21 protein-coding genes and 1 other RNA gene are annotated in these 25434 nt (G+C 53.1%); 6 read left to right on the top strand and 16 right to left on the bottom strand.

The genetic code is table 11. From position 1 onward, the window contains the following. Positions 1–3 precede the first annotated feature (3 nt). The 15 genes from FFI61_RS05250 to ffs form a co-directional block, all read right to left on the bottom strand. A complete protein-coding gene (locus FFI61_RS05250) occupies positions 4–492 on the bottom strand; it encodes a tetratricopeptide repeat protein (RefSeq protein WP_227714603.1) in 489 nt (162 codons plus the stop codon). After that, the gene (locus tag FFI61_RS05245) at positions 482–3313 is read right to left on the bottom strand and encodes a tetratricopeptide repeat protein (RefSeq protein ID WP_200369492.1); all 2832 of its coding nucleotides are present in this window, start codon (positions 3311–3313) and stop codon (positions 482–484) included. Before FFI61_RS05245 ends, FFI61_RS05250 begins: the two co-directional genes overlap by 11 nt. Beyond that, positions 3310–4647 (bottom strand): tetratricopeptide repeat protein, encoded by a 1338-nt coding sequence (locus FFI61_RS05240; RefSeq protein WP_200369491.1) that lies wholly within the window; start codon positions 4645–4647, stop codon positions 3310–3312. Before FFI61_RS05240 ends, FFI61_RS05245 begins: the two co-directional genes overlap by 4 nt. A 6-nt stretch (positions 4648–4653) precedes the next feature. After that, a complete protein-coding gene (locus tag FFI61_RS05235) occupies positions 4654–5151 on the bottom strand; it encodes a hypothetical protein (protein WP_227714602.1) in 498 nt (165 codons plus the stop codon). Positions 5152–5551: 400 nt separating this feature from the next. Then, entirely contained in the window at positions 5552–6730 is a 1179-nt protein-coding gene (locus tag FFI61_RS05230; protein ID WP_200200808.1) for a vWA domain-containing protein, read from the bottom strand. A gap of 22 nt (positions 6731–6752) precedes the next feature. Further along, positions 6753–7595, bottom strand: coding sequence for an AAA family ATPase (locus FFI61_RS05225; RefSeq protein WP_200369490.1), 843 nt, complete (start codon positions 7593–7595; stop codon positions 6753–6755). A gap of 18 nt (positions 7596–7613) precedes the next feature. Beyond that, positions 7614–9572, bottom strand: a complete 1959-nt coding sequence (locus FFI61_RS05220) for a VWA domain-containing protein (protein ID WP_200369489.1) — start codon at positions 9570–9572, stop codon at positions 7614–7616. A 30-nt stretch (positions 9573–9602) separates the two neighbouring features. Next, complete coding sequence (locus FFI61_RS05215; RefSeq protein WP_200200811.1) at positions 9603–9947, bottom strand: hypothetical protein; 345 nt, start codon at positions 9945–9947, stop codon at positions 9603–9605. After that, on the bottom strand, positions 9947–10393 hold the full coding sequence (locus tag FFI61_RS05210) for a YcgN family cysteine cluster protein (protein WP_200369488.1): 447 nt from the start codon (positions 10391–10393) through the stop codon (positions 9947–9949). The genes FFI61_RS05215 and FFI61_RS05210 overlap by 1 nt, the downstream gene beginning before the upstream one ends. Beyond that, entirely contained in the window at positions 10390–10683 is a 294-nt protein-coding gene (locus FFI61_RS05205) for a YcgL domain-containing protein (RefSeq protein WP_200369487.1), read from the bottom strand. The genes FFI61_RS05210 and FFI61_RS05205 overlap by 4 nt, the downstream gene beginning before the upstream one ends. After that, entirely contained in the window at positions 10680–11828 is a 1149-nt protein-coding gene (locus tag FFI61_RS05200; protein ID WP_200369486.1) for a ribonuclease D, read from the bottom strand. The genes FFI61_RS05205 and FFI61_RS05200 overlap by 4 nt, the downstream gene beginning before the upstream one ends. Before the next feature lie 44 nt (positions 11829–11872). Beyond that, positions 11873–12475 carry a recombination mediator RecR gene (recR, locus tag FFI61_RS05195; RefSeq protein WP_200200815.1) on the bottom strand — a complete coding sequence of 201 codons (603 nt, stop codon included), beginning with the start codon at positions 12473–12475 and terminating at the stop codon, positions 11873–11875. Between the two features lie 35 nt (positions 12476–12510). Further along, on the bottom strand, positions 12511–12834 hold the full coding sequence (locus FFI61_RS05190) for a YbaB/EbfC family nucleoid-associated protein (protein ID WP_200200816.1): 324 nt from the start codon (positions 12832–12834) through the stop codon (positions 12511–12513). Positions 12835–12837: 3 nt separating this feature from the next. Beyond that, the gene (gene dnaX / locus FFI61_RS05185) at positions 12838–14748 is read right to left on the bottom strand and encodes a DNA polymerase III subunit gamma/tau (RefSeq protein WP_200369485.1); all 1911 of its coding nucleotides are present in this window, start codon (positions 14746–14748) and stop codon (positions 12838–12840) included. A 130-nt stretch (positions 14749–14878) separates the two neighbouring features. Then, positions 14879–14975: signal recognition particle sRNA small type (gene ffs / locus FFI61_RS05180), an RNA gene on the bottom strand. Positions 14976–15184: 209 nt separating this feature from the next. On the opposite strand from ffs, the gene FFI61_RS05175 reads away from it, so the two are divergent. The 3 genes from FFI61_RS05175 to FFI61_RS05165 all read left to right on the top strand — a co-directional run bounded on the left by FFI61_RS05175 (position 15185) and on the right by FFI61_RS05165 (position 17939). Beyond that, positions 15185–16102, top strand: coding sequence for a D-hexose-6-phosphate mutarotase (locus FFI61_RS05175; RefSeq protein ID WP_200369484.1), 918 nt, complete (start codon positions 15185–15187; stop codon positions 16100–16102). Between the two features lie 62 nt (positions 16103–16164). Next, positions 16165–16980, top strand: a complete 816-nt coding sequence (locus FFI61_RS05170; protein ID WP_200369483.1) for a lysophospholipid acyltransferase family protein — start codon at positions 16165–16167, stop codon at positions 16978–16980. Next, complete coding sequence (locus tag FFI61_RS05165; protein ID WP_200369482.1) at positions 16980–17939, top strand: SDR family oxidoreductase; 960 nt, start codon at positions 16980–16982, stop codon at positions 17937–17939. Before FFI61_RS05170 ends, FFI61_RS05165 begins: the two co-directional genes overlap by 1 nt. A gap of 62 nt (positions 17940–18001) precedes the next feature. Here the strand turns inward: FFI61_RS05165 and FFI61_RS17750 are convergent, their stop codons facing one another. Continuing rightward, on the bottom strand, positions 18002–18718 hold the full coding sequence (locus FFI61_RS17750; RefSeq protein WP_227714601.1) for a PEP-CTERM sorting domain-containing protein: 717 nt from the start codon (positions 18716–18718) through the stop codon (positions 18002–18004). Between the two features lie 251 nt (positions 18719–18969). Here FFI61_RS17750 and prsK point away from each other — a divergent pair, with 251 nt between their 5' ends. From prsK to FFI61_RS05145, 3 genes are all read left to right on the top strand, one after another. Next, the gene (prsK, locus tag FFI61_RS05155; protein ID WP_200369481.1) at positions 18970–21102 is read left to right on the top strand and encodes an XrtA/PEP-CTERM system histidine kinase PrsK; all 2133 of its coding nucleotides are present in this window, start codon (positions 18970–18972) and stop codon (positions 21100–21102) included. A gap of 102 nt (positions 21103–21204) precedes the next feature. Next, the gene (gene prsR, locus FFI61_RS05150; RefSeq protein WP_200369480.1) at positions 21205–22578 is read left to right on the top strand and encodes a PEP-CTERM-box response regulator transcription factor; all 1374 of its coding nucleotides are present in this window, start codon (positions 21205–21207) and stop codon (positions 22576–22578) included. A gap of 50 nt (positions 22579–22628) precedes the next feature. Continuing rightward, positions 22629–25268, top strand: coding sequence for a tetratricopeptide repeat protein (locus FFI61_RS05145; RefSeq protein ID WP_200369479.1), 2640 nt, complete (start codon positions 22629–22631; stop codon positions 25266–25268). Positions 25269–25434 lie beyond the last annotated feature (166 nt).

Raw genomic sequence — 25434 nt, 5'->3', positions numbered from 1 at the left:
GATTTAATCCAGCCTCCTTTCCAGATCTGCAATCCATCCGGTTACTTTTTTATCTTCATCAGCAGAAAGCCCTTGATAGCGCTGGTAATGGACAAGTGCTCTGTCGAGATCCAGCAAATAGAGTTCGGAAATGACCGCCAGGTTGTAATGCAGTTCCGCAACCTCCGGTGAGAGCTTAAGCCCATTCTCAAGCAATGCAGCGGCCTCATCGAAACGGTTTTTTTGTTTCAGCAGCAGGGCCAGGTTATTCACGATCACCGCATCGGCCGGATTAAGTTCAACCGCTAGATTCCAGGCCTCTATCGCCGCTGAAATATCTCCTTGTTCGTAGGCGATGGCGCCTTGCTGAACATGTACCTGAGCCTGCTGAGGATATAGCACAGGCGGTTTGCTCACTGGTTCCACAGGTGTTGAAGCACAGCCGAATAGCGCAGCCGCTGAGCCAACCAGAAAGCTCATAACCCAAAGCCGACGGAAAGTTTCACGCACCATCATTGCCTCCCTCAACTGACACACTCATCCAACGCATAGACCGCTGATAACGGCCAGGGTGCAACTCAGCAAGAACATTCAGACTCTTTTCCACCCAGGCATTGAAACCATTGGTCGCAATCCCTTGGTGGTTTTCAGAGTGCAATGCAATCGCACGCTCTTCAAATGGGTAGGCTTCTTCTTCCAGCAGCATGGCGTATTGCATCTGCTCGAGTTCATTCAACTCAGGCGGTGGCGTTGACGCCATGAGATCACTAGCCATAATGCGGTGAAGCTCGGCCCTGCGATACAGGGACTCAGGTAAAACCTCAGAACCTCCAAGAGATTCTGCATTGCGGAAATAGGTTTGCGCTCTTTCCATGGCCACCTGTTTATCGGCCAGTGATTTCTCAAGCGGTATATCGAGTTCAATTCCAGCAAACTCTCTAGCGGCTTCAGCACCAAGAGTCAGTGCACCCTGTGCTGCCCACTGCAAGGTTTGCTCTGAGTGCCACCGGCTTTGCAGCTCCGCAGAAACCAGGTCAACGCGCCACTGTGTTGTACGTCTACCGGACTCTATCAAGCGCTGACGCATAGTCTGCAGGCGAATGTGTTCCTCGGCATCTTCAGCTACAGGGCTTGATGCAAGGTAATCTATGTATATGGCATCGCGCTGATCATTTGCTTCTGCCGCATGGAACAATTCCGCAGCCCGAAGCCGGTAGGACAAAGCACCTTCACCCGTGGCAATTGACTGGCCGTTATCAATATACCCATCCGCCATATCCATCAGTTCTCCGGCTGCGCGAACGGGTTGGCCTGAAGCCGTGTAGGCCAACACCAATTTCTCGCTGATATCTGACGCCAGGGCGTGGCTTGAGTAATCTGCTCTAAAACGGTTTAGCTCGTTGATTGCGGGCTGCCATTCTGATGCTCTGAGCAGCGTATTCGCCGCATCAAAACGCCCTTTTATAGCTATTTCAGAACCAGGCAATACCGTCTCAATGCGCTGAAAGTGCGCAACTGCTATCGCAGGCTTACCAGCTTCAGCAGCCTGCTCACCCTGGCGATAGATCACGGTAGCAAGTTGCTGTTGCAGTTCCGGCATTTCCTGTTTCATGGCGGCGGTTGCGGATTCACCTGCAGCCAATGCCAAGGCCTCACGCCAAGCTCTTTCGGCAAGGCCGTACTCCAACATATTTTGACGCACCTGTGCCGTAACCAGCCATCCGGCGTAGCGCACTTTGGGCCCGGACTGTTCGTGGGTAACGGCTTGCACAGCATAGTTCAAAGCCTGTTCATCATTGCCTGCCTCAAGCCAACGGTTGGCCACATAGGCGAGCAACTCTGGTGCGCGAGGATCAGCACCATGCTGCGCCGTGAACCGATCCGTTTCGACGGCGAGTTCGTTCAGGTCCGGCCTGTATTCCGAAGGCGCCAGTTCACCACTAACACCTGCCCTGATCAGGGCAACTGCTGCCCACCCAGCATCTGCCGTGTGTTCGTAACCCGGTACATCGTAGGCAGCAAACCGATAATTTTTAAGGGCGGCAGGATATGCTTCGGCCTGCAGCCACGCATCGCCAGCAAGTCGGTAGAACTCTCCGGCCGCCGGGCTGCGGCTTGCCAAACCTTCATAGTAGGTAGCGGCTGAGGCATAGTTACGGGCAGCAACACTGCCACTCCCTGCACCGCCCTCCGTGTAGTAAAAATCAGCGAGAACCCGACTGAAATCCCGCCATTTTGTACGGTAGCGTTCCTCAAGAGCGGCGTAATCGCTTTGATTATCAAACAGCGCAACATAGTCAGCCATGGCCGCTCTGGCTTTTACCGGCTGGCTGGCCTGGTTCCATACATCAACCACCTGCGCCATGAAGCCGGCACGCTGGGGGTGTGAGGGGAAGTAAGTCGCAAAAGCGCGGTTAGTGGCTACACTTTCCTCTGCGTTACCTTGCACCGCATAGAGATCCGCAAGGCGATCAAACGCCAGCGGAGTCCATGAGCGCAAAGGTGTCGGCTGTAACCAAGCCATCAAGGTTTCTGCGCCATTGCGCTGGCTGGCCATCAGCGCAAGTATGCGAAGCGTGTCGTCAATACTATCCACACTGGATTCAGACACTTGATGCAGGCTTTCAGTGTTTGGCAAGGACTCGTCAAGAACCGCCACAAATCGCTTTCCAGCGCGTTCCCAGGCATGTGGCCCTTGCTTGTAGAGCGACCATCCGAGCATATAGCGAGCTTTATTTCTCAAGTCGCCAGCATCAGCTTTGCCGTCAACGAGATTGCGGTATCCCGACTCAGCTTCTATATAGCTACCTGCAGCAAACGCCGATTCTGCAACCCGGAACCGAGCCTCAGGTACCAGAGCTGAATCCGGGTAGAGACCCACCAACTGTTGAAGGCGTTTGACAGACGCCTCGTTTTGACCGGTCAGAGCATGGGCTTTGGCCATCTGATATAGAAGCTCGTCCAGGCGACCGCCAAACGCTCCCCGCTCAAGAATGGATTCATAACTTTCGATGGCCTGCTGATACACTACCGCTTCTTCAGCGGGACTGAACCCTATGTCCTGGCCGGAGCGATCGCGAATATTGGTAAGGCGGTTTAATGCATCCACTCGTACAGACGGCTCATCCGTTGTGCTGAACAATTTCTGATAGCGCCTGGCAACCTCGGCTGGTGAAATCGCCGGAAGCGGCCTGGTTTCGAACTTCAGAAACACCGGACGCATATCTGCAATGGTTTCGCCGTCTTTTCCCAGCTCTACACGAAACGATTCCTGCCCGCTGGCCACACCACAGAACAAACAAAAAGGCAGAAGCAAAGCCTTTAAACCTTTCATCGCGTTTGCTCCCCGGAATCCAGTTCCTGCAATGCCAGGTATTCATAAAGATGGGCAATCTGCTGCTCGGTTTTATCCAGGGCATACACCATTTTTTGATCTTGCGCGGCAACAAAATCCAGTGCAAGGCGATCCAACAAGTTTTCAGCTTGAATACGTAAAGCCGAAACGGATTCGAGGTGTGCAAGCGTCTTGTTACGCAGTTCATCGCTGTCAGCGAGCAATCCTCGCAGGTTGTCAGAGCGCCTATCTGTCACACTTCCGGGTTTATCAAGCTCCTCAGTTAAGGCGCTGATAAATACACCAAGATCCTGCGCGTTGCGTTCGAGATCAGCCGCTATTTGTGCCAGTTTTGCAACCCGGTCGACCGCTAACTGTGCAGCCGGCTGTTCCATCATGGTCAGTAAATAGGCCATGCGTGGCTGGGTTAGCGTGCGACTGTCAGCAAGAAACCATTCCACCTTCGGGCTGCCCAAGGTTGTTTTACCAGACCCTGCCCTTCCGGCTCCTGCGGCAGCTGTATTCTGACTTCTCGCATCCAGTACCAGTGCCTTGTAAGCACCCTGATCTTCAATCTGGGTAGCCAAGGCACGCAAAGTAACCCGCTCGCCCTCGTAGGCTGCATTTGCTGCCAGGTAGGCTTCGCCGGCCTGCCCAAGATACCCTGAGAGGTCATAACCGCGCCCCATGCCTATCCAGGCGTAAGCAACCCCCGGGTATGCCAATGGATATTTTTTAGCGCGGTGCCAGCTCTGCATCGCGGCTCGGTGATTGCCTTGCTCCGCCAGTGCCAAACCGTGCAAATAAAGCGCCTGGGGCGTTTTGTGGCTATCGAGTGGTATTTTTTCAAGGAAGCCAATGGCCTTCTCATAATCCGCGCTTGTGTAGGCAAGGTACCCGGCGCGCAGAAGGATACGGCTGCGCAGTGCTGATTTTCTGTGAACATCCGTGTCTTTATCAGCCATCGCCAGGGCCACACGCAGCGCGACAAGCGCCCGTGAAGGTTTCAGATCGTTGCGGGCATAATCCGCCGAAAGGTTAAGATAGCCAACCGCTGACCAGTAACCCTCATCCATTGTCGCAAGGATTTTGCCTGCACCTTCAGCATCGCCGCGGGTCCGGGCAGCTTCGGCTTTTTCATAAAGTTTTTGCTGATTTGATTTTGGGGCGGTATCGGTTTGAGAGCCTGCATTCCAGCTAGTAGCGGCCTGAGCAAACTGATCAAGGCCTGCCTTAAGTGCCGAGGGATCCGGCTGGGCAGCGTGGGCTGGTGCCAGCAGTATGCCGAACAGGAAAGTGGGAAGCACGACATAGCTCAGCAAGAACACCCTCATGACTGGCTACTTCCACTCAATAAATGAAACACGAGGTTCGTAATCGGGCGCATTGGCTTCCAGAGCCATCTCCAAACGGAGCTCACCCGGCCGCTTCTTGAAACTGTGGGAGGATTCTCTGCGCACAAAACGGTCATTGGCTGCCCGGGCCGTAATCACCGCCTGCAGTTCGTGAGCGCCATTGACCAGATTACCCATGAACAACTGCTGAATTCCGCCCTGTTTCAGCGACCTGCTTTCGGCGGGCGTGTAAAGATGAGAAACCGCAGGTTTTCCGTTAACAAACAACTCCACCGAATCCAGATCCAGCCCGTCCCGGCTGCCTAGCGTCAGAAACACCGAAACACGGGTATCAACCAGCTGTCGCACTTTTTGCTCGAGCGTGACCATATCTTTTGCGGTAGCGGAGGTTTCGGCTTTGAGTGTTTCGATTTCATCATCGAGGGGTGAAGCTGCAACCGGGTTCAACCCAATCAGCAACATCACGAGGAGGCTTGCACTCATTGCCTTAACGAATCCACTCCCCTGGCCGCGCCGGCATCCTTGTGTTTTGTTCAGGCCGAACATAAGCCTATTACTCCCACCGTCTCAGTTACAAGCTGACAGGAAGAGTAACACTTGGTAACCGGCAAGAACGGTATGCAGATCACCAAATCGGAAACCCGGCGCCCCAGCCTAACTATCGGATTGCTTGCGTGGAAAGCGTCGAGTTATTTGACACAGGACATTTGGCCATTGAGGGAAACGTAACGAAGCAAGGGCTCAATCAATTGATAACTATCTGTATATTTTCAGATTTATATTTCTGGCCCTATATTTGCTGCTAATAAAAAGCGGGGATACGTTGTTAACGCCCCCGCTTGATATGCCGAGCTTTGCCGATGTCTCAACCGCATCGGCTTTTTTATTTGCTCAAATGCTTCATGGCTGACTCCAGCCCCTCCACAGTGAGCGGATACATATGGTTATTTACCAATTGCCTGGTCATTCCCAGAGAACCGCCGGTTCCCCAATAGCCTTCGGGTAACGGGTTGATCCACACCACCTTGCGGAAATGCTCACTGATGCGCTGAAACCAGGTCGCACCAGCCTCTTCGTTCCAGTGCTCAATCGAACCGCCAGCATGGGAAATTTCATAGGGTGCCATGGTGGCATCGCCCACGAAGATAACCTTGTAGTCTGGCGAATACTTATGAAGGATGTCCCAGGTGCTGGTTGTCTCGTTCATGCGCCGTATATTGCTCTTCCACAAACTTTCATAAACGAAGTTGTGAAAGTAGAAATACTCCATGTGCTTGAACTCCATGCGCGCAGCGGAGAACAGCTCCTCACACACCCGAACGTGGGGGTCCATGGAACCACCCACATCGAAAAATATCAGCACCTTTACCGCATTATGGCGCTCCGGAACCATTTTCAGATCCAGATACCCCGCGTTTCTGGCCGTTGACCGAATGGTATCGTCCAGATCAAGCTTATCTGCTGCGCCTTGGCGGGCGAACTTGCGTAGGCGTCTGAGCGCTACCTTGATGTTACGGATACCAAGGGTGACACTGTCGTCCAGATCCTTGAATTCGCGTTTTTCCCAAACTTTGACTGCACGGCCGTGACGGCCTTTTTTCTGACCAATACGGAAACCTTCAGGGTTGTATCCATCGGCACCAAAGGGTGATGTACCACCGGTACCAATCCACTTGTTACCGCCCGCATGGCGCTCTTTTTGCTCTTCCATGCGTTTTTTGAAGGTTTCAATCAGCTCTTCGAGGCCACCCAGAGAATCAATCTTGGCCTTTTCCTCTTCTGTCAGGTTTTTCTCGAACTCGGCACGCAACCAATCATCGGGAATCAGCGCTTCCAGCATCTGATCAAGATGCTCGATGCCTTCAAAATAGGATTTGAAGGCCAGATCAAACTTGTCGAAGTGGCGCTCGTCTTTCACAAGGCACAAACGCGCGAGGTAATAGAACTCTTCCATATCCGCAAATGCCAGGCGCTGTTGTAACGCCTCCAGCAGATCGAGGAATTCACGCAGGCTGGCAGGCACCTTGGCCCGCCGCACTTCGAGAAAGAAATCAATCAACATAAAACCGCACTCTTGCCGAATTTCAGCCGCGACGGCGGGCCATAAATGCTAACTTTTGCAGCAGGTGTACGTCTTGTTCGTTCTTAACCAGAGCACCGTACAGAGGTGGTAGCGCTGAGCTGCTGTCCTTTTCCTGTAACATCTTGGCGGTCAATTCGTCTGCCATCAGTAGCTTAAGCCAGTCAATCAATTCAGAGGTGGAGGGCTTTTTCTTCAGGCCCGGTACCTTGCGCACATCAAAGAAGACTTCCAGTGCGTCTTTCACTACCTGCTGCTGAATACCCGGGAAGTGAACATCCACGATACTCTTCATGGTGTCATGATCCGGGAAGCTGATGTAATGGAAGAAACAACGGCGCAGGAAGGCGTCGGGCAGTTCTTTTTCGTTGTTGCTGGTGATTACGATGATAGGACGCTTCTTTGCTCTTACGAACTGCTGGGTTTCGTATACGTAGAACTCCATGCGATCGAGTTCCAGCAATAGATCGTTGGGGAACTCGATATCTGCCTTATCGATCTCATCAATCAGCAGAACGACCTGTTCGTCAGCTTCGAAAGCCTCCCAAAGCTTACCCTTGACGATGTAGTTGCTGATGTCTTTAACCTTCTCATCACCCAACTGGGAATCCCGCAAACGAGATACCGCATCATATTCATACAAGCCCTGCTGAGCCTTGGTGGTTGATTTGATATGCCAGGGAATCAACTTCATGCCCAGCGAGCTGGCCATTTCTTCGGCCAGCAGGGTTTTGCCGGTGCCGGGCTCGCCTTTGATCAGCAGCGGGCGTTGCAGCGTAATAGCCGCGTTTACGGCCATTTGAAGGTCAGCAGTGGCTACGTAATTTTCGGTACCGGTAAACTTCATGCGTAGAGTTCCTGTTAGTTACTTTTTCTGTTCATCATCTGGCTTTTCGTCCAGATCATCAGGTAATTCGTAATCGGGTAAATCGTCAAATTCGGACAGGTCAAAATCATCCAGACCGAACTCTTCGTCATCATCGTCGTCTGCCGGTTCCGTCAACTCGGGAATTGCCTCTTCGGGCTCCACTAACGTATCCGCAACCGGTATATCCTCTTCCTCTGGCTCAAGCACAGGCTCCGGCTCAAGCACTGGCTCAGGCTCAGGCTCAGGCTCAGGCTCAGGCTCAGGCTCAGGCTCAGGCTCAGGCATTATTATCGGAGTTTCTGCTTCGATATCGGCCATTTCCTGTTGCAATTCATTCAAGCCTTCTGCTTCTTCATCGGTTGTCATATCAGCCGACGATCCACTGCGGCGCTTGCGCATCAGCAGGAAAATCAACAGCGCGAGAACCACTAGAGCTCCGGCGCCCGCGCCGATCATCCATAACGGCACTGGCAGTTCACCTGACTCATCCTCAGGCTCAGCTTCAGCCAAAGGTTCTGGGTCTGTTTGTGCTGACGGCTCAGCAGCAACCTCAGGCTCCACAGCCGGCTCGGGTTCGACAGCCTGTTCCGCCACCGGCGCGGGTGGTAAATTTTCCACCTCTTCAACCATGCTTGTATCTATCGGGGCCCCAATGGAGGATTCAACCATTCCCGTGGGCACTATAAATTCAGTTGTAGCGCTAAATTTGCGTGCGAAGGTTTTGCCATCTGCAACCACATCTATGCGGTACAAGCCTTCGGTCGGCAGCTTACTGATGGTATCCGTGTATTCACCATCCGCAGGCGGCTGATCAGCTGAGAGTGATTTTCTGCCGCTTCGGCCGTCTTCAGAGGTCAAGCTGAGCGTTACACTCAATACGTTGAGAAATTCTGCATTGGTTAATTTTTTTGCTTCTTCAAAGAATGCCACCCGGATATCCACAGGCGATTCGGCAGTAAAGGTTGCCGGTATGGGGCTGACCACCATTCTCAGATCACTGACCACGGTAACGCGACTGCCCTCACCCAGTTCACCGGTTACGCGCCACTCACCAGCGTCCGGTTCGGTAATGGTCACCAAGTCGTATGCAGCTTCCCGGGCCCAACGTACGTTATCCGGTTGTGCAGAGTAGAGAAGAGTTTCACCGTCAGGCTTGACCAACTCCAGAACAGCTGGCGCGTTCTCACCCCGCTCTTCCGAATACGCCGTTTCACCACGAAAGATCAGCGCGGTGAACTCTTTTACCCCGGCATCGATGGTAAACGCATTACCTTCAATCGGTATCTGCTCTTGGGGGGCGGCTGTATTCAGGGCGTCAAGAAAAGCCAGATTAAGGGATTCAGCTGATTCTACAATGCGGAAACTGCCGTTTGATTTCTCTGCAAGGGTTTTCAGGAATGCCGCATCAGCCTGATTCGACAGGCCAACCGGATGAAAGGTAGCACCTTTCGCCACAAGGCTGTCCAGCAGTTTCCCAAGGATACGTTTCTCTTCAGCCTGATTTACTTCGGCAGTGTCTGAAATATCCACTTTACCGTCTGTCAGTAAGATGAAGTGGGTATTTTGGAGGGTGCCACCCGTTACATAATCGTCGCTGGCAACTTCAATAGCCTTACCAAGATTAGTACGCAAGGCTACAGAGTTTATTTGTTGCGTACGATCAATTGCCAGCTGGCGCCAGGTATCGTCCACTTCGCCATGGGGAACGAGCATGTTGACATACTGACCAAAGGTCCACACACCGGCGGTACTGCCTTCAGGGATAATCCTGGCCAGCAACCTTACGGCAGGTTGGCGCAGGTTATTTGGGTCGGTCTCTTTCATGGAGCCTGAGATGTCGACAATAATCCGGACATCCGGGCTTTCTGGCAGAGTCAGCTTTGTGGCCTCTTGTCCCCACAAAGCTGCAGGCAACCACAAAGCAGTAAACAAAATCAGCGAAAGGAATCTTGGCATTGTTGTTCTCGGAGGAATGAGTGGGGTTTCTCAGCGCCGGGATAAGCGATAGCGAACCAAGTCCAGAATCCAGACAAGCAGCATTGCCAGCCCCCCGATACCCAGGTTAAGCCAAGCCCGGCCTGCGTTATCTGCATCACCGAGAATCAGCTCATACCCACCGAAAAGCCACGCGGGTATCCACCAACCGGCCAGTTCCGGGGATTCTACAGGCGTCAGCAGCACAGCAACCAAAGCTGCTAGAAGCAGCGTGCGCAAACCGTACAAGGGTAAAAAACGGAACAGCTTTTTCATCATGTAAAAGAACACGGCGAATGCTATGACATAAGCCGCCCAGAAGACGGCGTAAGCAGTTTGTGCGTCAGTATCGATCATTACAGAACCCAGTGAATGATATGTTCTTCCCAGTTTTCTTCTGCCACTTTATCCTCTCGGATTACCTTGTGGCGTATGGAAACACCGGCTTCGTGTACCCTATCCGGGCTCCCACTACGTAGCGGATGCCAATCGGCAAGCGGCCTGCCCTCAGCCAAAGTGCGGTAAGCACAGGTATGGGGCAACCAATGGTAATCGCTTACACTGTCCGGTGTCAGCACTGTACAGCCTGGTACTTTTTCAAGCCGGTCGGGGTAAACCGTGCACCGGCAGGTATCTTCATCCATGAATCGGCAAACAAGATCCGTGTGGTACACCTCACCCGTATCTTCATCTTCAAGCTTGTTCAGGCAGCACTTTCCGCAGCCATCGCACAGAGATTCCCATTCCTGCTGCGTCATCTCATTCAGGCGTTTGCGTTGCCAGAACGGGATTTGCGCAATCATGAATGTTTCATTCCCGGCTTAGTGCGGAAATCCACAACGTAAGAATCCTGTTCTTCAGGCATCTGCAAAAAAAAGTCTTTTTCTTCGATAGCCTTAAGTACCTGCTCACCACTGGTTCTGGCTAATTTGCGCTCGGGTGTCATGATCAGATCCATTGAATGCACAGGCGCGCCAAAAATGGATCTCAAGCTCTCAGGCAACTCTTCCCACTTCTGCCCGCGACGAACAAACATATAGGTATCGCTTTTTTTGCTGCTCCGGAAAACAGACACAAACTCCCGATCTTTCATGATTGCAGGTAATCCTCAATATCATTCATTACCGGCGCAAGGATTCTTGTGCGCCAGCCATGGAAAAAGGGGCTTCCAGCCAGGCTGCTTTCCTGTACAACTTTCTCAAGCCGCTTCCTGGGCGCAAGCAATTCAATAGGAATATCAGCAGCTTCCGCCGCCTTCCTGAAAAACCGCTTAAGGCCTTTAAAGTAATCCTGTTGCTCCCTGGTTAGCGGCGGCGCTATACGATCGAGCCCGGTGGTATCAGCACCACGCCCCTCGTCAACAAGCTTGAGCAACGCTTCGCCATAGCGCCGAACCACGCCACCGGGCACACCCTGGATATCCGAAAGCTCGTTAAGGCTGCCGGGCATTCGCTCGGCAATTGCAATAAGCAGAGGGTCTGCCAACACTCGACCCCGTGGGCGATTGCGCTCTCTGCTCTCCAGTTCCCGCCAAATAACCAATTCCTTCAGCACAAACTGTTGTTCGGCTGTGAGAGCCCAGCCTCCTCGCAAACGCAGATAATGATGGTGCGGGTCGTCTTGCCCGGCGAGTTCCTCTGCAAAGCGGGCAGATTCTTCCACCAACGCCGCCTCCAGGCCCCGCTCCCTCAGATGTGCGCTAACCCACTCGTACATAGGTGCCAGAAAGCGTATATCCTCAATGGCATAGCGCTGCTGGGCCTCGCTCAAGGGGCGAGAGACCCAATCAGACCGGGTAACAGATTTATCCAGCGCTTCGCCAAACAATGTTTCAACCAACCGCGCATAACCCAGTGAAAAGCCGGCGCCAGCCATTGCCGCCCCAATTTGCAGGTCCACGACACCCTTTGGGTTAATCCCCAGCCAATCACGAAAGAGCTCAAGATCTTCACTCATCGCGTAGAGTAGCTTGGTCACCGAAGGTTCAGCCAGAATTTCCCGGAAACGGGTGGACCGCTCTGCCACATCCGGATCTACCAGACAAAAACTGTCTCCAAGACCAAGTTGAACCAGCCCGGGAATGGGATAAAAGGTACTTACCCGCTCAAATTCAGTGTCCAGAACAAGGGGTAGCCCCGGTGCACTGTCCAGCCATTCATTTAACTCCTCCGGTTTTGCAATCCAGGTGATGGTTTCAGGTGCCGGAGGAACGGCAATAGCGGATTCAGGAAGTGTCATAAAAAAGGCCAGTCAAAAAGCGCCATACAGGCGCCAGTGCGGAATCAGTCCAGCAGGGGTTTTCTGCCGCGAAACGCATGTGTGAGAGTAAAACCGTCAACGTAACCAAGCTCACCACCTACCGGTATACCATGGGCAAGGCGCGTGATGAGGATATTGGAACCATCAAGTCGATCAGAGATGTAGTGGGCAGTGGCTTCACCCTCCACCGTAGGGTTAGTGGCAAGAATGAGCTCGGTAACGCCTTCGGAGCGTACCCGGCGCAAAAGGCGCTCAATGCCGATTTCATCAGGGCCGACACCGTCTATGGGAGACAAATGCCCCATAAGAACAAAGTAGCTGCCCTTGTAATCCCCCGCCTGCTCAATGGCTAATAAATCCGATGGGCTTTCTACCACGCAGAGTGTGCCATTGCTACGAACCGGGTTTTCACAAATCCCGCACACTTCAGTATCCGAAAAGTTCTGGCAACTTTCGCAGCGGCGAACCTTCTCCATAGCGTTGCTCAAAGCATCAGATAACCGGGTACCACCGGAGCGCGCACGCTCAAGCAAGTGGAAGGCCATGCGCTGGGCGGTTTTCTGGCCAACGCCGGGCAAACACCTAAGGGATTCGACAAGTTCATCAACCAGCGGGCTGAACGCCATGAAACATCCTCAAACTGCAGATCAGAATAGAGTCTTTAAAACGGCATTTTGAAGCCGGGGGGCATACCCATTCCAGACATCATGCCAGACATTGCATCTTTCTGGTTGGCTTCTACCCGACGCACGGCATCGTTAACAGCCGCGGCCAGCAGGTCTTCCAGAATGTCCTTTTCTTCCGACATCAGGGAGGGGTCGATTTCCACCTTGCGAACATCGTGGCGGCCATTCATGGTTACTTTTACCAGGCCAGCGCCAGATTCGCCGGTAATTTCAGCTTTGGCTGCCTCCTCCTGAGCCTTTTGCATTTGTTCTTGCATCTTCTGGGCCTTTTTCATCAGGCCACCCATATCATTCAGCATGGTTTATCTCCTGCTTGTTTCTATTGGCCGGTCGTCTGCTGCTACTGGCCTGATACTATCTTCAACAACCCGCGCCTCAAACCGCTCCACAATGGACTGCACCAGCGGGTCGTTACGAATGGATTCTACGGCAGCGCTCTGGCGCAGAACTCGCTGGCGCTCTTCAAAAGCCGCTGGCGTGTTCGGGCCTGGGTCACCCTGCTCTATCTTCAATTGAATAGCGTCGCCAAAGTGATTTCTCAAGGCTGCCAGAATTTTTTCTTCGTGCCTGTCATTCAGTAATCTGGCGTGGCCATCATCAATCAGCAGCGTGATGGTGTTACCACTGCGTGACATAGCGCCATTGCTGGCCAGATTGCCAGGCATCCCGACAATGCCGAGGCTGCGAAAATCCCGCTCCCAGACAAACTCCCCCTCTGCCATTGGCGCTGGCATGTCTTCAATAGGCGTTGTCGAGGTCTCTGCTGGAACTGGTGGCCTAGCCATCTCAGCCTGTGGCGCAACTTCTGTTTCGCGCGCCAGCTCAGGCTCAGGCTCAGGCTCAGGCTCAGGCTCAGGCTCAGGCTCAGGCTCAGGCTCAGGATAATCTGCCTGAGATTCCGCTTGAGCATCAAGGCTGGCTAGCCAGGCATCGTCGGCAGGTGCATCGGTGTAGCCCTGTGGCTCAACTTCCTGATCGGGCGCTGGCGCCGGTTCAGGTTCAGGCACTGGCTGCTCGATTGCCTTTGGTGCGGGTGCGGGTGCAGCAGCGGCAGGCTCAGGTTCATCCCTGGACTCCCCTTCAACTGCAGAGCCCGCATTGCTCGCAGCCGGTGGCGCGCGGCGATCAGAGCCAGGACGGAAGGCCAGCATACGGAGCAATGTCATCTCGAAACCCATGCGGGCATCAGGAGTAATTGCCAGGTCTTTTCGGCCGATCAGCGCAGCCTGATAAAACAGCTGAGCGTCTTCTGCACTGAGCTTGCGGGCCAGGGATTGCACTTGCGCGGCATCGCCCAGCGCGTTATCGGCACTTCCCGGAACCACTTGCTCCATGGTTACCCGATGGAACAGCGACAGAAGATCCGCGAGTATAATGCTGTAATCCGGGGCAAAGTCCGAGATGCGGTTGATTTCCGCCAGCAAGGCCGGGCCGTCCCGCTCTACCAGCGCATTTACAATCCGCTCGATATCCCGCTGGTCAATGGTCCCCAGCATGCTGCTGACATCGCTGGCAGAAAGCTTCTGGTTACCGAATGCAATGGCTTGGTCCGTAAGGCTCAACGCATCCCGCATACTGCCGTCAGCTGCACGGGCCAACAGCCAAAGTGCAGGCTCTTCAAAGGGTATCTGCTCGGCCGTAAGAACGTTTGTGAGATGCCCGGCAATATGTTCCGGTGTCATGCGCTTCAAATTAAATTGCAAGCAACGCGAGAGAACCGTTACGGGCAACTTTTGAGGATCGGTGGTCGCCAACAGGAACTTGACATGCTCAGGCGGTTCCTCAAGGGTTTTGAGAAACGCATTAAACGACTGATTGGTAAGCATGTGCACCTCGTCGATGAGGTACACCTTATAGCGCCCGCGGCTGGGCGCGTACTGAACGTTATCCGTCAGCTCCCGCATATCGTCCACGCCGGTGCGGGATGCGGCATCAATTTCAATCAGGTCAACAAACCGGCCCTCCTGAATCTCCACACAACTGGAGCAGGTACCGCAAGGGCGAGGTGTTATCCCGGTTTCGCAGTTAAGGCAGCGAGCGAGCAAACGCCCAATGGTAGTCTTACCAACGCCTCGAGTGCCGGTAAACAGATAAGCATGGTGCAGGCGCTGGTTTTCCAATGCGTGAATTAACGCCTGGAGAACGTGTTCCTGGCCCACCATATCTTCAAAGGTGCGAGGGCGCCATTTACGGGCAAGTACCTGATAGCTCATGATCCGCCAAATGCTGAGAAAAACGCCTGCAACTTTAGCATGGACACGGATTTATAAGAAGTTATAAGGGTGCGGGAATGAAAGCTTGAGGGGGATTTCGACAGAAAAACCAAGGCAAAACTGGGGGTGGCCCCACCAGCGACACTCCGGCACACAATTCCACCGCTGCGGCTGCTCCCTTCCGGGCCTGACCGGGTTCGCGGTTTCATGTTGCGGAGGCACCAATGGAGCCACCATATCGGCGTTTCAGAACAAACTCTCTGAAAGCGGCGCGAATCTTAACAAAAGGGTTTGCGGACTACAACGGCAAATCCCCAACACCGTCGAATTGCTATTAAATAGTGCCGATAGCTATTGTATGACAGGAGTCGCCCAAAACACGGTTTTGACTTACTCTTGAAGCAAGCAGATGCACTTAAGTACGGAACAGAGCCCTATGCCTGAAAGCAGCAAACCGCCTTTATCCCTTTCTCCGGGCCAATGGTCCTTTATCCGCTGGAATACAATCGGGCAACTGGAAGCACTGGAAATTCACCACCCCCTGTTCGAAGCCACGCTGTTTCTGCAGGGTGCGCATCTCACCCGGTTTATTCCCAAGAGCGATGAAGACTGGCTATGGATGAGCCCAACCGCTCGATTCGAACCGGGCCGAGCAATTCGCGGCGGCATTCCCATCTGCTGGCCATGGTTCGGCGACCCCGCCCGCAATGCGCCCGAGGTGCAAAAACGTATCAAAACCCAAGGCCCACATGGGCTTGGCCGCACCGCTGTGTGGAAGCTTGAAGATGTATGCGAAAGCGCCCATGAAGTGGAAATATCCCTGTCGCTTGACGCCAACCAGGATTTTGACAATGTCTGGCATGGCCATGCCTTGGCCCTGCTCACCTTCAATTTTTCGGTACGCGGTTGCCAACTAGCCCTCACCACTACAAACCTCGGTAGCGAGCCCCTCGCCTTCAGCCAGGCATTACACACCTATCTACCAACAAGTGATATCAAAGGTACAAGGATTCTGGGCTTAGGGTTTGCCCACTACATAGATACCTTGAAAAACTGGGAATACTGCACCCAGGACGGCCCTGTCTATTTTGATGGGGAAACCGACCGAATTTACGAAAATGGCGACCCTCTCACGGTAGTGACACCCGCTACAAGCCGCAAACTTACAGCCATTGGTAGTGACTCCACCGTGGTATGGAACCCGGGGCCGGAGAAAGCCCTAAAACTAAGCGATTTCCCGGACACTGCCTGGCAGACAATGCTATGTGTCGAAACTGCCAATGCAGCCAGCGATTATAGAGTGCTTAATAGTGGTCAGAGCCACACTCTTGGTGTTCTCATCGGGCGTGGCTAAAACTGACAACAATCAGTGGCAGCAGATAGCGGCTACAGCATGGCTCTATATAGGGAGTGCACATGAGCTTGGTATCCTTTGTGAAATCCCTGCTGGTCTCATCGGAACTGGATGAACAAATCAACCACATCCGAAAACCCATAGGCACACTGGGCTACGACCCCTGGGGTTATAATAACGAGGCCGTCAAATTCGGGTTCTCGCTGGTTAAGCCGATTTATGAGAAATACTTTCGCACCGAGGCCCATGGTGTTGACCACATTCCGGCGGAAGGGCCCGTCCTGATTATAGGGAACCACAGCGGCCAACTCCCGATTGACGGCATACTTGTTGGTTATGCCCTGGCCTCCCGCAAGAAAAACCCCCGCATTCCCCGCGCAATGATCGAACGCTTCTTCCCCACGGTACCCTGGCTCGGCAATCTGTTGAATGAAGTAGGCGCTGTGCTGGGAGATCCGGTGAATTGCGCCAGAATGCTGGCCAACAACGAAGCAATAATAGTGTTTCCGGAGGGTGTGCGTGGTTCCGGCAAGCTCTACCGGGACCGTTACAAACTCCAGCGTTTTGGCGCCGGATTCATGCATCTGGCCATGAAATACAATGCGGCTGTCGTGCCTGTTGGCATAGTGGGGTGTGAAGAAACCGTCCCCTCCATCGCCAACATCAAACCCTTGGCAAAAGCACTCAGCGTGCCCTACGTCCCGCTTGCACTGCCGATTGTCTTCCCCGCCAAGGTTCACCTTAACTTCGGCCCGCCAATGTACTTTAAGGGGGGAGACTTTTCAGACGCAGAGATAGATGAACGGGTTGATCAAGTAAAGACGGAAATAAACCGCCTCATTGAAAAAGGCCTGACAGAAAGAAAAAGGTTGTTCTGATGCCCGCTCACAAAAACAAGCAACCCAAGCCCAGCATTCTGATCACAGGCGCCGCAGGCGCGCTCGCGCAACAAGTGATTCAGCGCCTGCGAGAAACCTGCAACCTTGTGGCAGTAGACGCTCGCGTACGGGTAGAACTTGGCGACCAGATCCCCAGCTACTGCATCGATTTTAACAAGCGCACCTTCGAAGACCTGTTTCGCCGCTATCAGTTCGACACCGTGATACACATGGGCCGAATCCGATCCAGCCAACTCTCCCGCATGCGTCGCTACAACGCCAACGTGCTAGGCACGCAAAAATTGTTGGACCTCAGCCACAAGTACGGTATTCGCCGAGTTGTCGTGCTTTCCACCTACCATGTATACGGCGCCATGGCCTACAACCCGGCCCTGATCGACGAATCGGCACCTCTCAAGAGTGCTGGCCTGAGTGCCGATCTAATTGATTCAGTAGAGCTGGAGAACCTTGCAAGCATCTATTTGTGGCGCTACCCGGAGCTGAACATCAGCGTCCTGCGCCCATGCAACATAGTGGGCCCCAGCGTTCGCAACACAATAGCCAAACTACTCGCCAGCCCTCTGGCGCCTGTAATGGCCGGCTTTTCCCCGATGATGCAATTTATACACATAGATGACATGGCAGACGCCATAGTGCTCGCCAGCCAAAAGCCAACACGGGGAATTTTCAACGTGGCACCAAACGATTGGGTAGCCTACCAACGAGCACTGGAACTCTGCGGTTGCACACGAGTTCCAATACCCTCCGTGCCACCCGCACTGCCACGATTGATACTGCGCACCATCGGGCTAAAGCGCTTTCCTGCGTACTTGATGGATTTCTTCAAGTATCCGGTGGTAATTGATGGCAGAGCCTTTGAGAATGAGTATGGCTTTACACCGAAACGGTCACTTAAGGAAATATTCCGGTTTTACAGGGACAACAAAAAGCCTTTGTAGAGATGAAGCAGAATGCAAAAAGCCACCGAATTACGGTGGCTTTTTGCATTAACTGACGAGTGTCAGGCTTTTTTACGCCGGGCTGCCAGTCCGGCCAGGCCCAGACCCAGAAGCGCAAGAGTACCTGGCTCAGGCACACTTACCGGAGGCTTGGGCGTGAACACTAAAAGGTCCTGAGAGTCTGCACCGCCTGGAACAGTGACGGCGTCCAGAACATACATAACGTAATCCTCAGATTGGCCAGCCAATCCAGCTAGCCACCCATCAGCGAGTGTGCGGGAGCCACTAAAACCGGTATCAGCCTGGAAGTTACCGCTCTGAAGGCCATAAGAACCGCCTGTCTCATAGATAACTTCCCACAAAGCAAGCTGGAAAGCAGCAGATGAACCTACACCAGCTACGCTGCTTTGGTATCCGGTGTAAAGCTTGCTAATGGATGACACCAAATTTGCGTTGTTGAAATAGCTATCCGCCGTTTTCAGCTCATACGTTCTGTTGCTCTCATCCAGAACCACATCAAGGTCAATGCAGAATGCGTCGAGAGCGCCAGTCCAGGCAATTGGCGAAGTTCCAACAGCGTTACTTGTAGTGAAATTGAACATGCCAGCATTGTAGTTGTTGTAATTACTGCTTGTAGCTGTGTTCGACAGATTTCCACTGTTGAAGCCGTGGGTGGCCCCCTGATAATCCAAATCAATAGTTGGGCCAGCAGCGACATTCCCGGCAAACATGGCACCAGATAGCGAAGCAATAGCAAGGAGTTTCATTTTTGTATTCATAGCGCGATCCTTTTGCATCCTGTTCGGTTTGTACCATCCCCAAAACAGCAATAGTCACACCAGCAATACGCAATTGACTATTTTTCATACACATAGAAAGAGCCCGACACGGGAAACTGCCTAACAGTCAGTTGTCATGTAAAATTTACCGACATATACAACCTGCTTGCATGTTCAGTAATAACTCATGGGAGTTGCACAGAACCGCCGGCAACCTCAAACTACACCTATCCATGGAATAGGTAGATTGCATGCTTCCAGATTTGAGCGTGATAAGTCACGGCGCAGCGGCTGTGGTATTTGCAATACTTTCAGTGCTTGTAGGCACTCGTTACCTGCGTCGCGACATAGATCGGGCTCTTTTCCTTGCTGCCCTGGTTACCACCCTGTGGGCTTCAACCCTCGTTACCCAAAGCCTATGGGGCCATCCCGGCTTTTTTATTCGCTACCTTTTGGAATTGCTCCGCGACACCTCCTGGATTCTCCTTCTGTTTGCAATGCTGCGAGACACCTTTCGCCATGGGCGGCTTAGCGGGCAACTAAAAAAGTTCCTTGGTGGCGCGACAAGCATTCTGCTCATCACACTACTCGTCATTGGTAGTCTTGAATTCATATTCGGCATCGCCTTGGTGGACGGCAAAACCAAACTCATCGGCCAGATTGCCCTGTCACTTCTCGGGCTCTCTCTGGTAGAACAGATCTGGCGCAATGCACCCGCGCTCGGCCGGTCCAGCATGAAATATCTGTGCATAGGCACTGCTACCATATTTATTTTTGATTTCCTGATGTACGCCGACGCATTGCTGTTTGGCTCAATTGCAGATTCATTCTGGAACGCACGGGGCTTCGTTAACGCAGCACTGGTCCCTCTGTTTGCAATAAACGTAGTCAACACTCGCAAACAACCTATTGATTTCCAACTGTCCCGTTCAGCAGTATTTCATGCCAGCACGCTCATCATAGCCGGCGCTTACCTGCTACTCCTCTCTGTGAGTGGATATTACGTTCGAATTCTTGGTGGCGATTGGGGCGAAGCCTTACAGGTACTCCTGTCTGCGGTTGCTCTGGTGTTTCTGGCAACCCTGGTACTCTCTCGCCGGATACGAGCAAAACTCATGGTTCTGATCAGCCAGAACTTCTTCGACTACAAATACGATTACCGGGATGAATGGCTAAAACTCACCAAAGAGCTGGCATACCTGACCGATGAACCGCCCCTCACACAACGAGTAATCCGCATTCTGGCGGGGCTGGTGGAGAGCAACGCAGGCGCCATCTGGCTCAAAAGCGATCAAGGGGCCTACACCCTGAGAGAATCTGCCAATCTCGCCACACCCAGATACACAGTTATAGATGAAGATGCCGAACTGGTGCGCTTATTCAATGAAAAAGAATGGATAGTCAATCTAGACGAATACAGAGCCGACCCGGTGAGCTACGACCTGCTGGAGATTCCCGATGCCATTGCCAAAACCCCGGATGCCTGGCTGATTATCCCCCTGTACCTGAGCAATGAACTCTACGGTATAGCAATGATTGGCCAACCCTACGCCCGTGTCGACCTGAACTGGGAGAACTTCGACCTTATTAAGGTGGTTGCCCGGCAAACCTGTAACCTGTTGGCACAGGCTGACGCACAGAACCGGCTATCCCGCGCCATGCAATTTGAAGCCGTCAGCAAAGCATCTGCCTTCATGGTGCACGACCTCAAAACAGTCGTTGCGCAACTGACACTACTGGTAAACAACGCGCAGAAACACAAAAACAACCCTGCATTTATTGAAGACATGATCAACACCACAGACCATGCGGTTCGAAAAATGTCCAACCTGCTAGCCCACATTCGCAAACCTGCAGCAGATGACATGGAAAAGTGCATAAAGCTGGACCTGACAGAACTCGTAAGCGAACTCGTTGATCACTACAGCAGGCAACAACCGGCACCGAAACTCGACGGTGGTCAACCGCACATACTCGTGAAAGCCGACCCCGAACAGCTAAAAAGCGTACTCGGCCACCTGATACAAAACGCCCAGGATGCCACTCCCCCCGATGGCGAGGTCAGCCTGTCGCTAAAGATTGCCAAAGGCAATGTTGTGCTGTTTATTCAAGACACCGGCTGTGGAATGAGTGATGACTTTATTAATGATCGGCTGTTCAAAGCCTTTGAAAGTACCAAAGGGCTAACCGGCATGGGAATTGGCGCCTACCAGGCCCGGGAATACATACAAAAGCTGGGCGGAACAATAGATGCCACCAGCGAACCTGGCGTAGGGTCATGTTTTTCAGTGCGAATACCCCTGGCAGAACGCTCGGAACACGGAAATCAGACGAATAAACAGCCGATTATCGACCTGCCGAGCCCGCCGGAGTTTGTCAATTAAATGGCGAGCAAGCACAACAGATGAATCGATCATTGCAAAGTGTCAATGTTCAGTTGAGAATCAGATATATTGGAACATTAAAACAAAGGACTTGTTGCTGTTGTGACTAGACGACTACTGATTGTAGAAGACGATCCGGGCCTGCAAAGCCAGATGCGCTGGTGTTTCAGCGACGACTTGGAAGTGACTGTCGCCTCAGACAGGGAAGCTGCCCTCACCGCGCTGCGGCGCGAAGAACCCCACGTGGTAACGCTGGACCTTGGCCTGCCGCCAGATCCAGGCGGCGCAACGGAAGGCTTTGCCCTGCTGGAGGAAATTCTGCGGCTTGCGCCTTTAACCAAGGTCATTGTCGTAACCGGTCGGGAGGACAAGGAAAATGCCGTCAAAGCAATCGGCATGGGCGCATCCGACTTCTACCAGAAGCCTTTGGAAGCCGACATCCTCACCTTTGTAGTTAACCGCGCGTTTCGCCTGGCCGAGCTGGAGCGGGAAAATCAGGATCTTTCTCAGCAAAACAACGGTACCAGCATCAAAGGTATCATCGCAGCCAGCCCGCAAATGATGGCCGTATGCCGCACGCTGGAGAAAGTTGCACCTACAGATGTAACCACCCTCATCATCGGTGAAACAGGTACAGGCAAAGAAGTTCTTGCCCGCGCACTGCACGACCTCAGCCCTCGTGCAGGCAATGCCTTTGCCGCCATTAACTGTGCCGCCATTCCAGAAAACCTTCTGGAAAGCGAGCTGTTCGGCTTCGAAAAAGGCGCCTTCACTGGAGCTACGCAAGCCAAAAAAGGCAAGATCGAAAGCGCCAACGGCGGCACTCTCTTTCTCGATGAGATCGGCGACATGCCTATGTCGCTTCAATCCAAGCTGCTGCGCTTCCTGCAAGAGCGTGTTGTAGACAGGGTGGGTTCTGTTAAACCCATTCCCGTAGACGTAAGAGTAGTGTGCGCCACACACCAAAAGCTTTCCCAGCTTATTGAGAAAGGTGATTTCCGTGAGGATCTATATTACCGGATCAGCGAAATAACCCTCGACGTTCCCGCTGTAAGGGAGCGAGACGGTGACGCACTGGTTATCGCCCAATCATTGCTGAAGTCCCTTGGCAAGCAAATGGACAGACAAAACCTTACCTTTTCAGACGACGCCGTAAACGCCATTAACAGCTACTCCTGGCCAGGCAACGTTCGGGAAATGATCAACAAAGTGAAGCGAGCCACCATCATGGCGGATGGCAAGCGAATAACCGCCGAAGACCTGGAACTGCCAGGGTGCGATGAGCCTGCAGTAAGCCACCTGAACCTGCGCCAGGTACGGGAGCAGGCCGAAAGCAAAGCAATAATGCAGGCGCTTCAGACCAGCGGCTTCAATATGACTCAGGCCTCCCGGCTTTTGGGCATTACACGCCCTACCCTGTACAACCTCACCGACAAATATAAAATCGACACATCGGCAGTGGCTCCGGAAGTATAAGCAACCCTCCGGCACACGATGGCAGCGCACAGCTCAAGGAGCAGTTTTACATGATCACAAGGCATACAAAAAAGAAAACACTTCCCGGGCTGGTTCTGGTGAGCAGCCTTATGCTTGCAGCACCGCTGCTATTATCCGGCTGCAACAGCGGTCCAGATACCTCGGAGGCGCTCTCTCACATTACACGTGCAGAGACATATTCTGACCAGGGACAATACCGCTCGGCCCTGCTGGAAATCAAAAATGCCATCCAGAAAGACCCGAACAATGTTGAGCACATCGTTCGCCTGGCGGATATGTATTTAGAGCTGGGCGCCTCCAAAGAAGCCGCAGAACTCCTGGCTCCCTGGGTGAAAGAACAACCAAACGCCGTGGCCCTGACTTTGGCCCGCGCCTATGTAGAACAGGGTAAGCACCTTTCAGCAACCGAAACGCTGGCACTGCAAACCCCAAGCTCTCCAGATGACCAACTTGAAGCCTCACTGATTCGGGCAGAAGCTTTGCGCAGATCCGGCGAAGTAGCCGAAGCCCTTGCCCTGTACTCCAGCTTGGCCACAAGCAATGGCTCTAACATCCCGGCGATCACCGGTGTTCTGCAAGCCCAGATCAATCTCGGCAAAAACGAGCAAGCAGTAGAAAGTGCCGACAACTGGCTTGCAAAAAACCAGGCGGCCCCAGAAGTTCTTTACTGGAAAGGCCAGGCCCAGTACCGGCTGAATCAACTTGATCTGGCCGCTGCGACACTCACAGATGCGGTTGGCGAGCTGCCCACATCCGATATTTTCCTGCCCATTCGGCGCAATGTACTCACCACCCTGTCTCGAGTGCTTACCGAGCAAGGCAAGATAACCGAAGCCCAGATTTATAACCGGATACTGGCAGAAAACATCAACACTGGCGCACGTGAACAAGCCGAAGCCGCTGTTGCTGCCCTCAAAGAAGGCAATTTTGAGGAAGCCAAAGCCATACTTCGCGATACCCTGAAGCTTGATCCTGAAAATGAGCAGGTCGCCCTGATGTTAGGTGCCATATCCGCTGGCACCGGCGATCTTGATGAAGGCGCCCAGCTACTTAAAGAAAACCTCGACCCGGAAACAACCCCCGTACAATTCATACGGGCGGCCACCATGGCCCAGATTGATACCGGCGATAGAGAAGATGCACTTGCAACCTTAACCCGTGCCATAGAGGCTCGCCCGAATGATAACGAGCTGCTGGCCATGCACGGTATTCTTGCTCTCAGCCTGCCCGGCCACGAGAACGCTGGTATCGCAAGCCTCAGTAAAGCTGTTGGAAACGAGCCCGGGCGCGTAAGGTTGCGGTTGGCCCTCGCAAGGCATTACCTGCAAAACGACCAACCCGAGCAGGCCCTTGGCCAATTGCGCATGGCATTCACCTCCGACCCCTCAGATTGGTCTACTACCAGCACCTACCTGAACGTATTGATCCAGCAGGGTGAACAGCAGGAAGCCGCAGAAATCCGCGACTCACTGCTTAACGGCTATGGAGACCAACCCCGGGCAATTCTGCTGGCAAGCCTTGCCGACGCACGGCTTGGAAACCCCGATGCAGCAATAGCACGCCTCAAAAAGCTAACAAAAGAAAGCCCCGAGCTACAGGCTCCAAAAGTTGCACTTGCAAGCCTCTATGCCCAAACCGGCAAACGCAGTGATGCCGTTGATTTACTGGTAGATGCTGCCACCATCACGCCAGACGCCATCCGCCCGCTGCAGCAAGCCGGCCAGATCTACATGCAAGACCACACAGTACCCGAGGCGAAAAGCTGGTTAGCCGATGTCGCCAAAGCGCACCCTGAGCTTAAACAGAACACAGACACACTCACCGCACTGATCGCCATCACCCAAGGCGAACTGGCATCCGCCAGAGCCACGCTGTCGCAATGGAAAGACAGCGATTCCATAACTGTAAAACGCGCCCACGGCCAACTGCTACTGGCCGAAGCAAAGGCTGCAGCCGACAAAAAGGACTGGACAAAAGCCCGGGCAAAAGCTGCCGAAGCCATAGCCCTTGAGCCGGAAAACATCGGTTTTGCACTCTTGCCCGCAGGCATCGCACAGATGGAAGGCAAACTAGACGATGCCTTTAGTGCTCTGGATGGCGTCGAAAAAATTCACGGCGAACTACCCGCAACCATCCTGTCGCGTACCAGGCTCTTGCAACAACAAAAGGGCCCTGAAGGTGCGTACGCCTATCTTTCAGAAAGATGGCAGGCCACCAAAAATCCAAGCCTGATGCCCTCCCTCATTGTGCTTGCCCAAGCGAGCGCACCAGACTCAATGGATGGCTTAACCCGAAACTGGGTACAGGAAGCACCACAAAGCCTTGCCGCACACATGGCAAGAGCCGACTGGCTATTGACCAATGGTCAGGAGACGGCTGCTGTAAGTCACTATGAACAGGTGATAGCCAAACAACCGAACAGCGTAACTGCTCTCAACAACCTTGCCTGGACGCTTCGCGAAGAAAACCCCAAGCGTGCACTCAATCTGGCGAAACAAGCAAGCGAGCTCGCACCGAACAGCCCTGCTGTATTGGACACCTATGGCTGGATCCTGCACCTGTCTGGTCAACAGACAGAAGCGAAAGCAGTGATAGAAAAAGCACTGGATCTCGCACCAGGTAATGCCGAGATTGAAGAGCATCTAGAGGCTGTTAAAAAAGCCATGTAAAGAACCTCGACAAGCCCTGTCGGGTTCGAATACACAAAAGGCCTGAGGCATTAGCGTCTCAGGCCTTTTTTTATACGCTCGTCGATTTTTTTTACATGTCACATCCAGAGCCCAATAAATATCTATATATATCAGCGTATTGAAAACTTGGCACGCGAATCGCTTT

The organism is Marinobacter sp. DY40_1A1, from assembly GCF_016597815.1.
GTDB lineage: Bacteria > Pseudomonadota > Gammaproteobacteria > Pseudomonadales > Oleiphilaceae > Marinobacter > Marinobacter xiaoshiensis.
The sequence above is the reverse complement of the archived record's forward strand: the minus strand, read 5'-3'. Positions and strand labels throughout refer to the sequence as shown.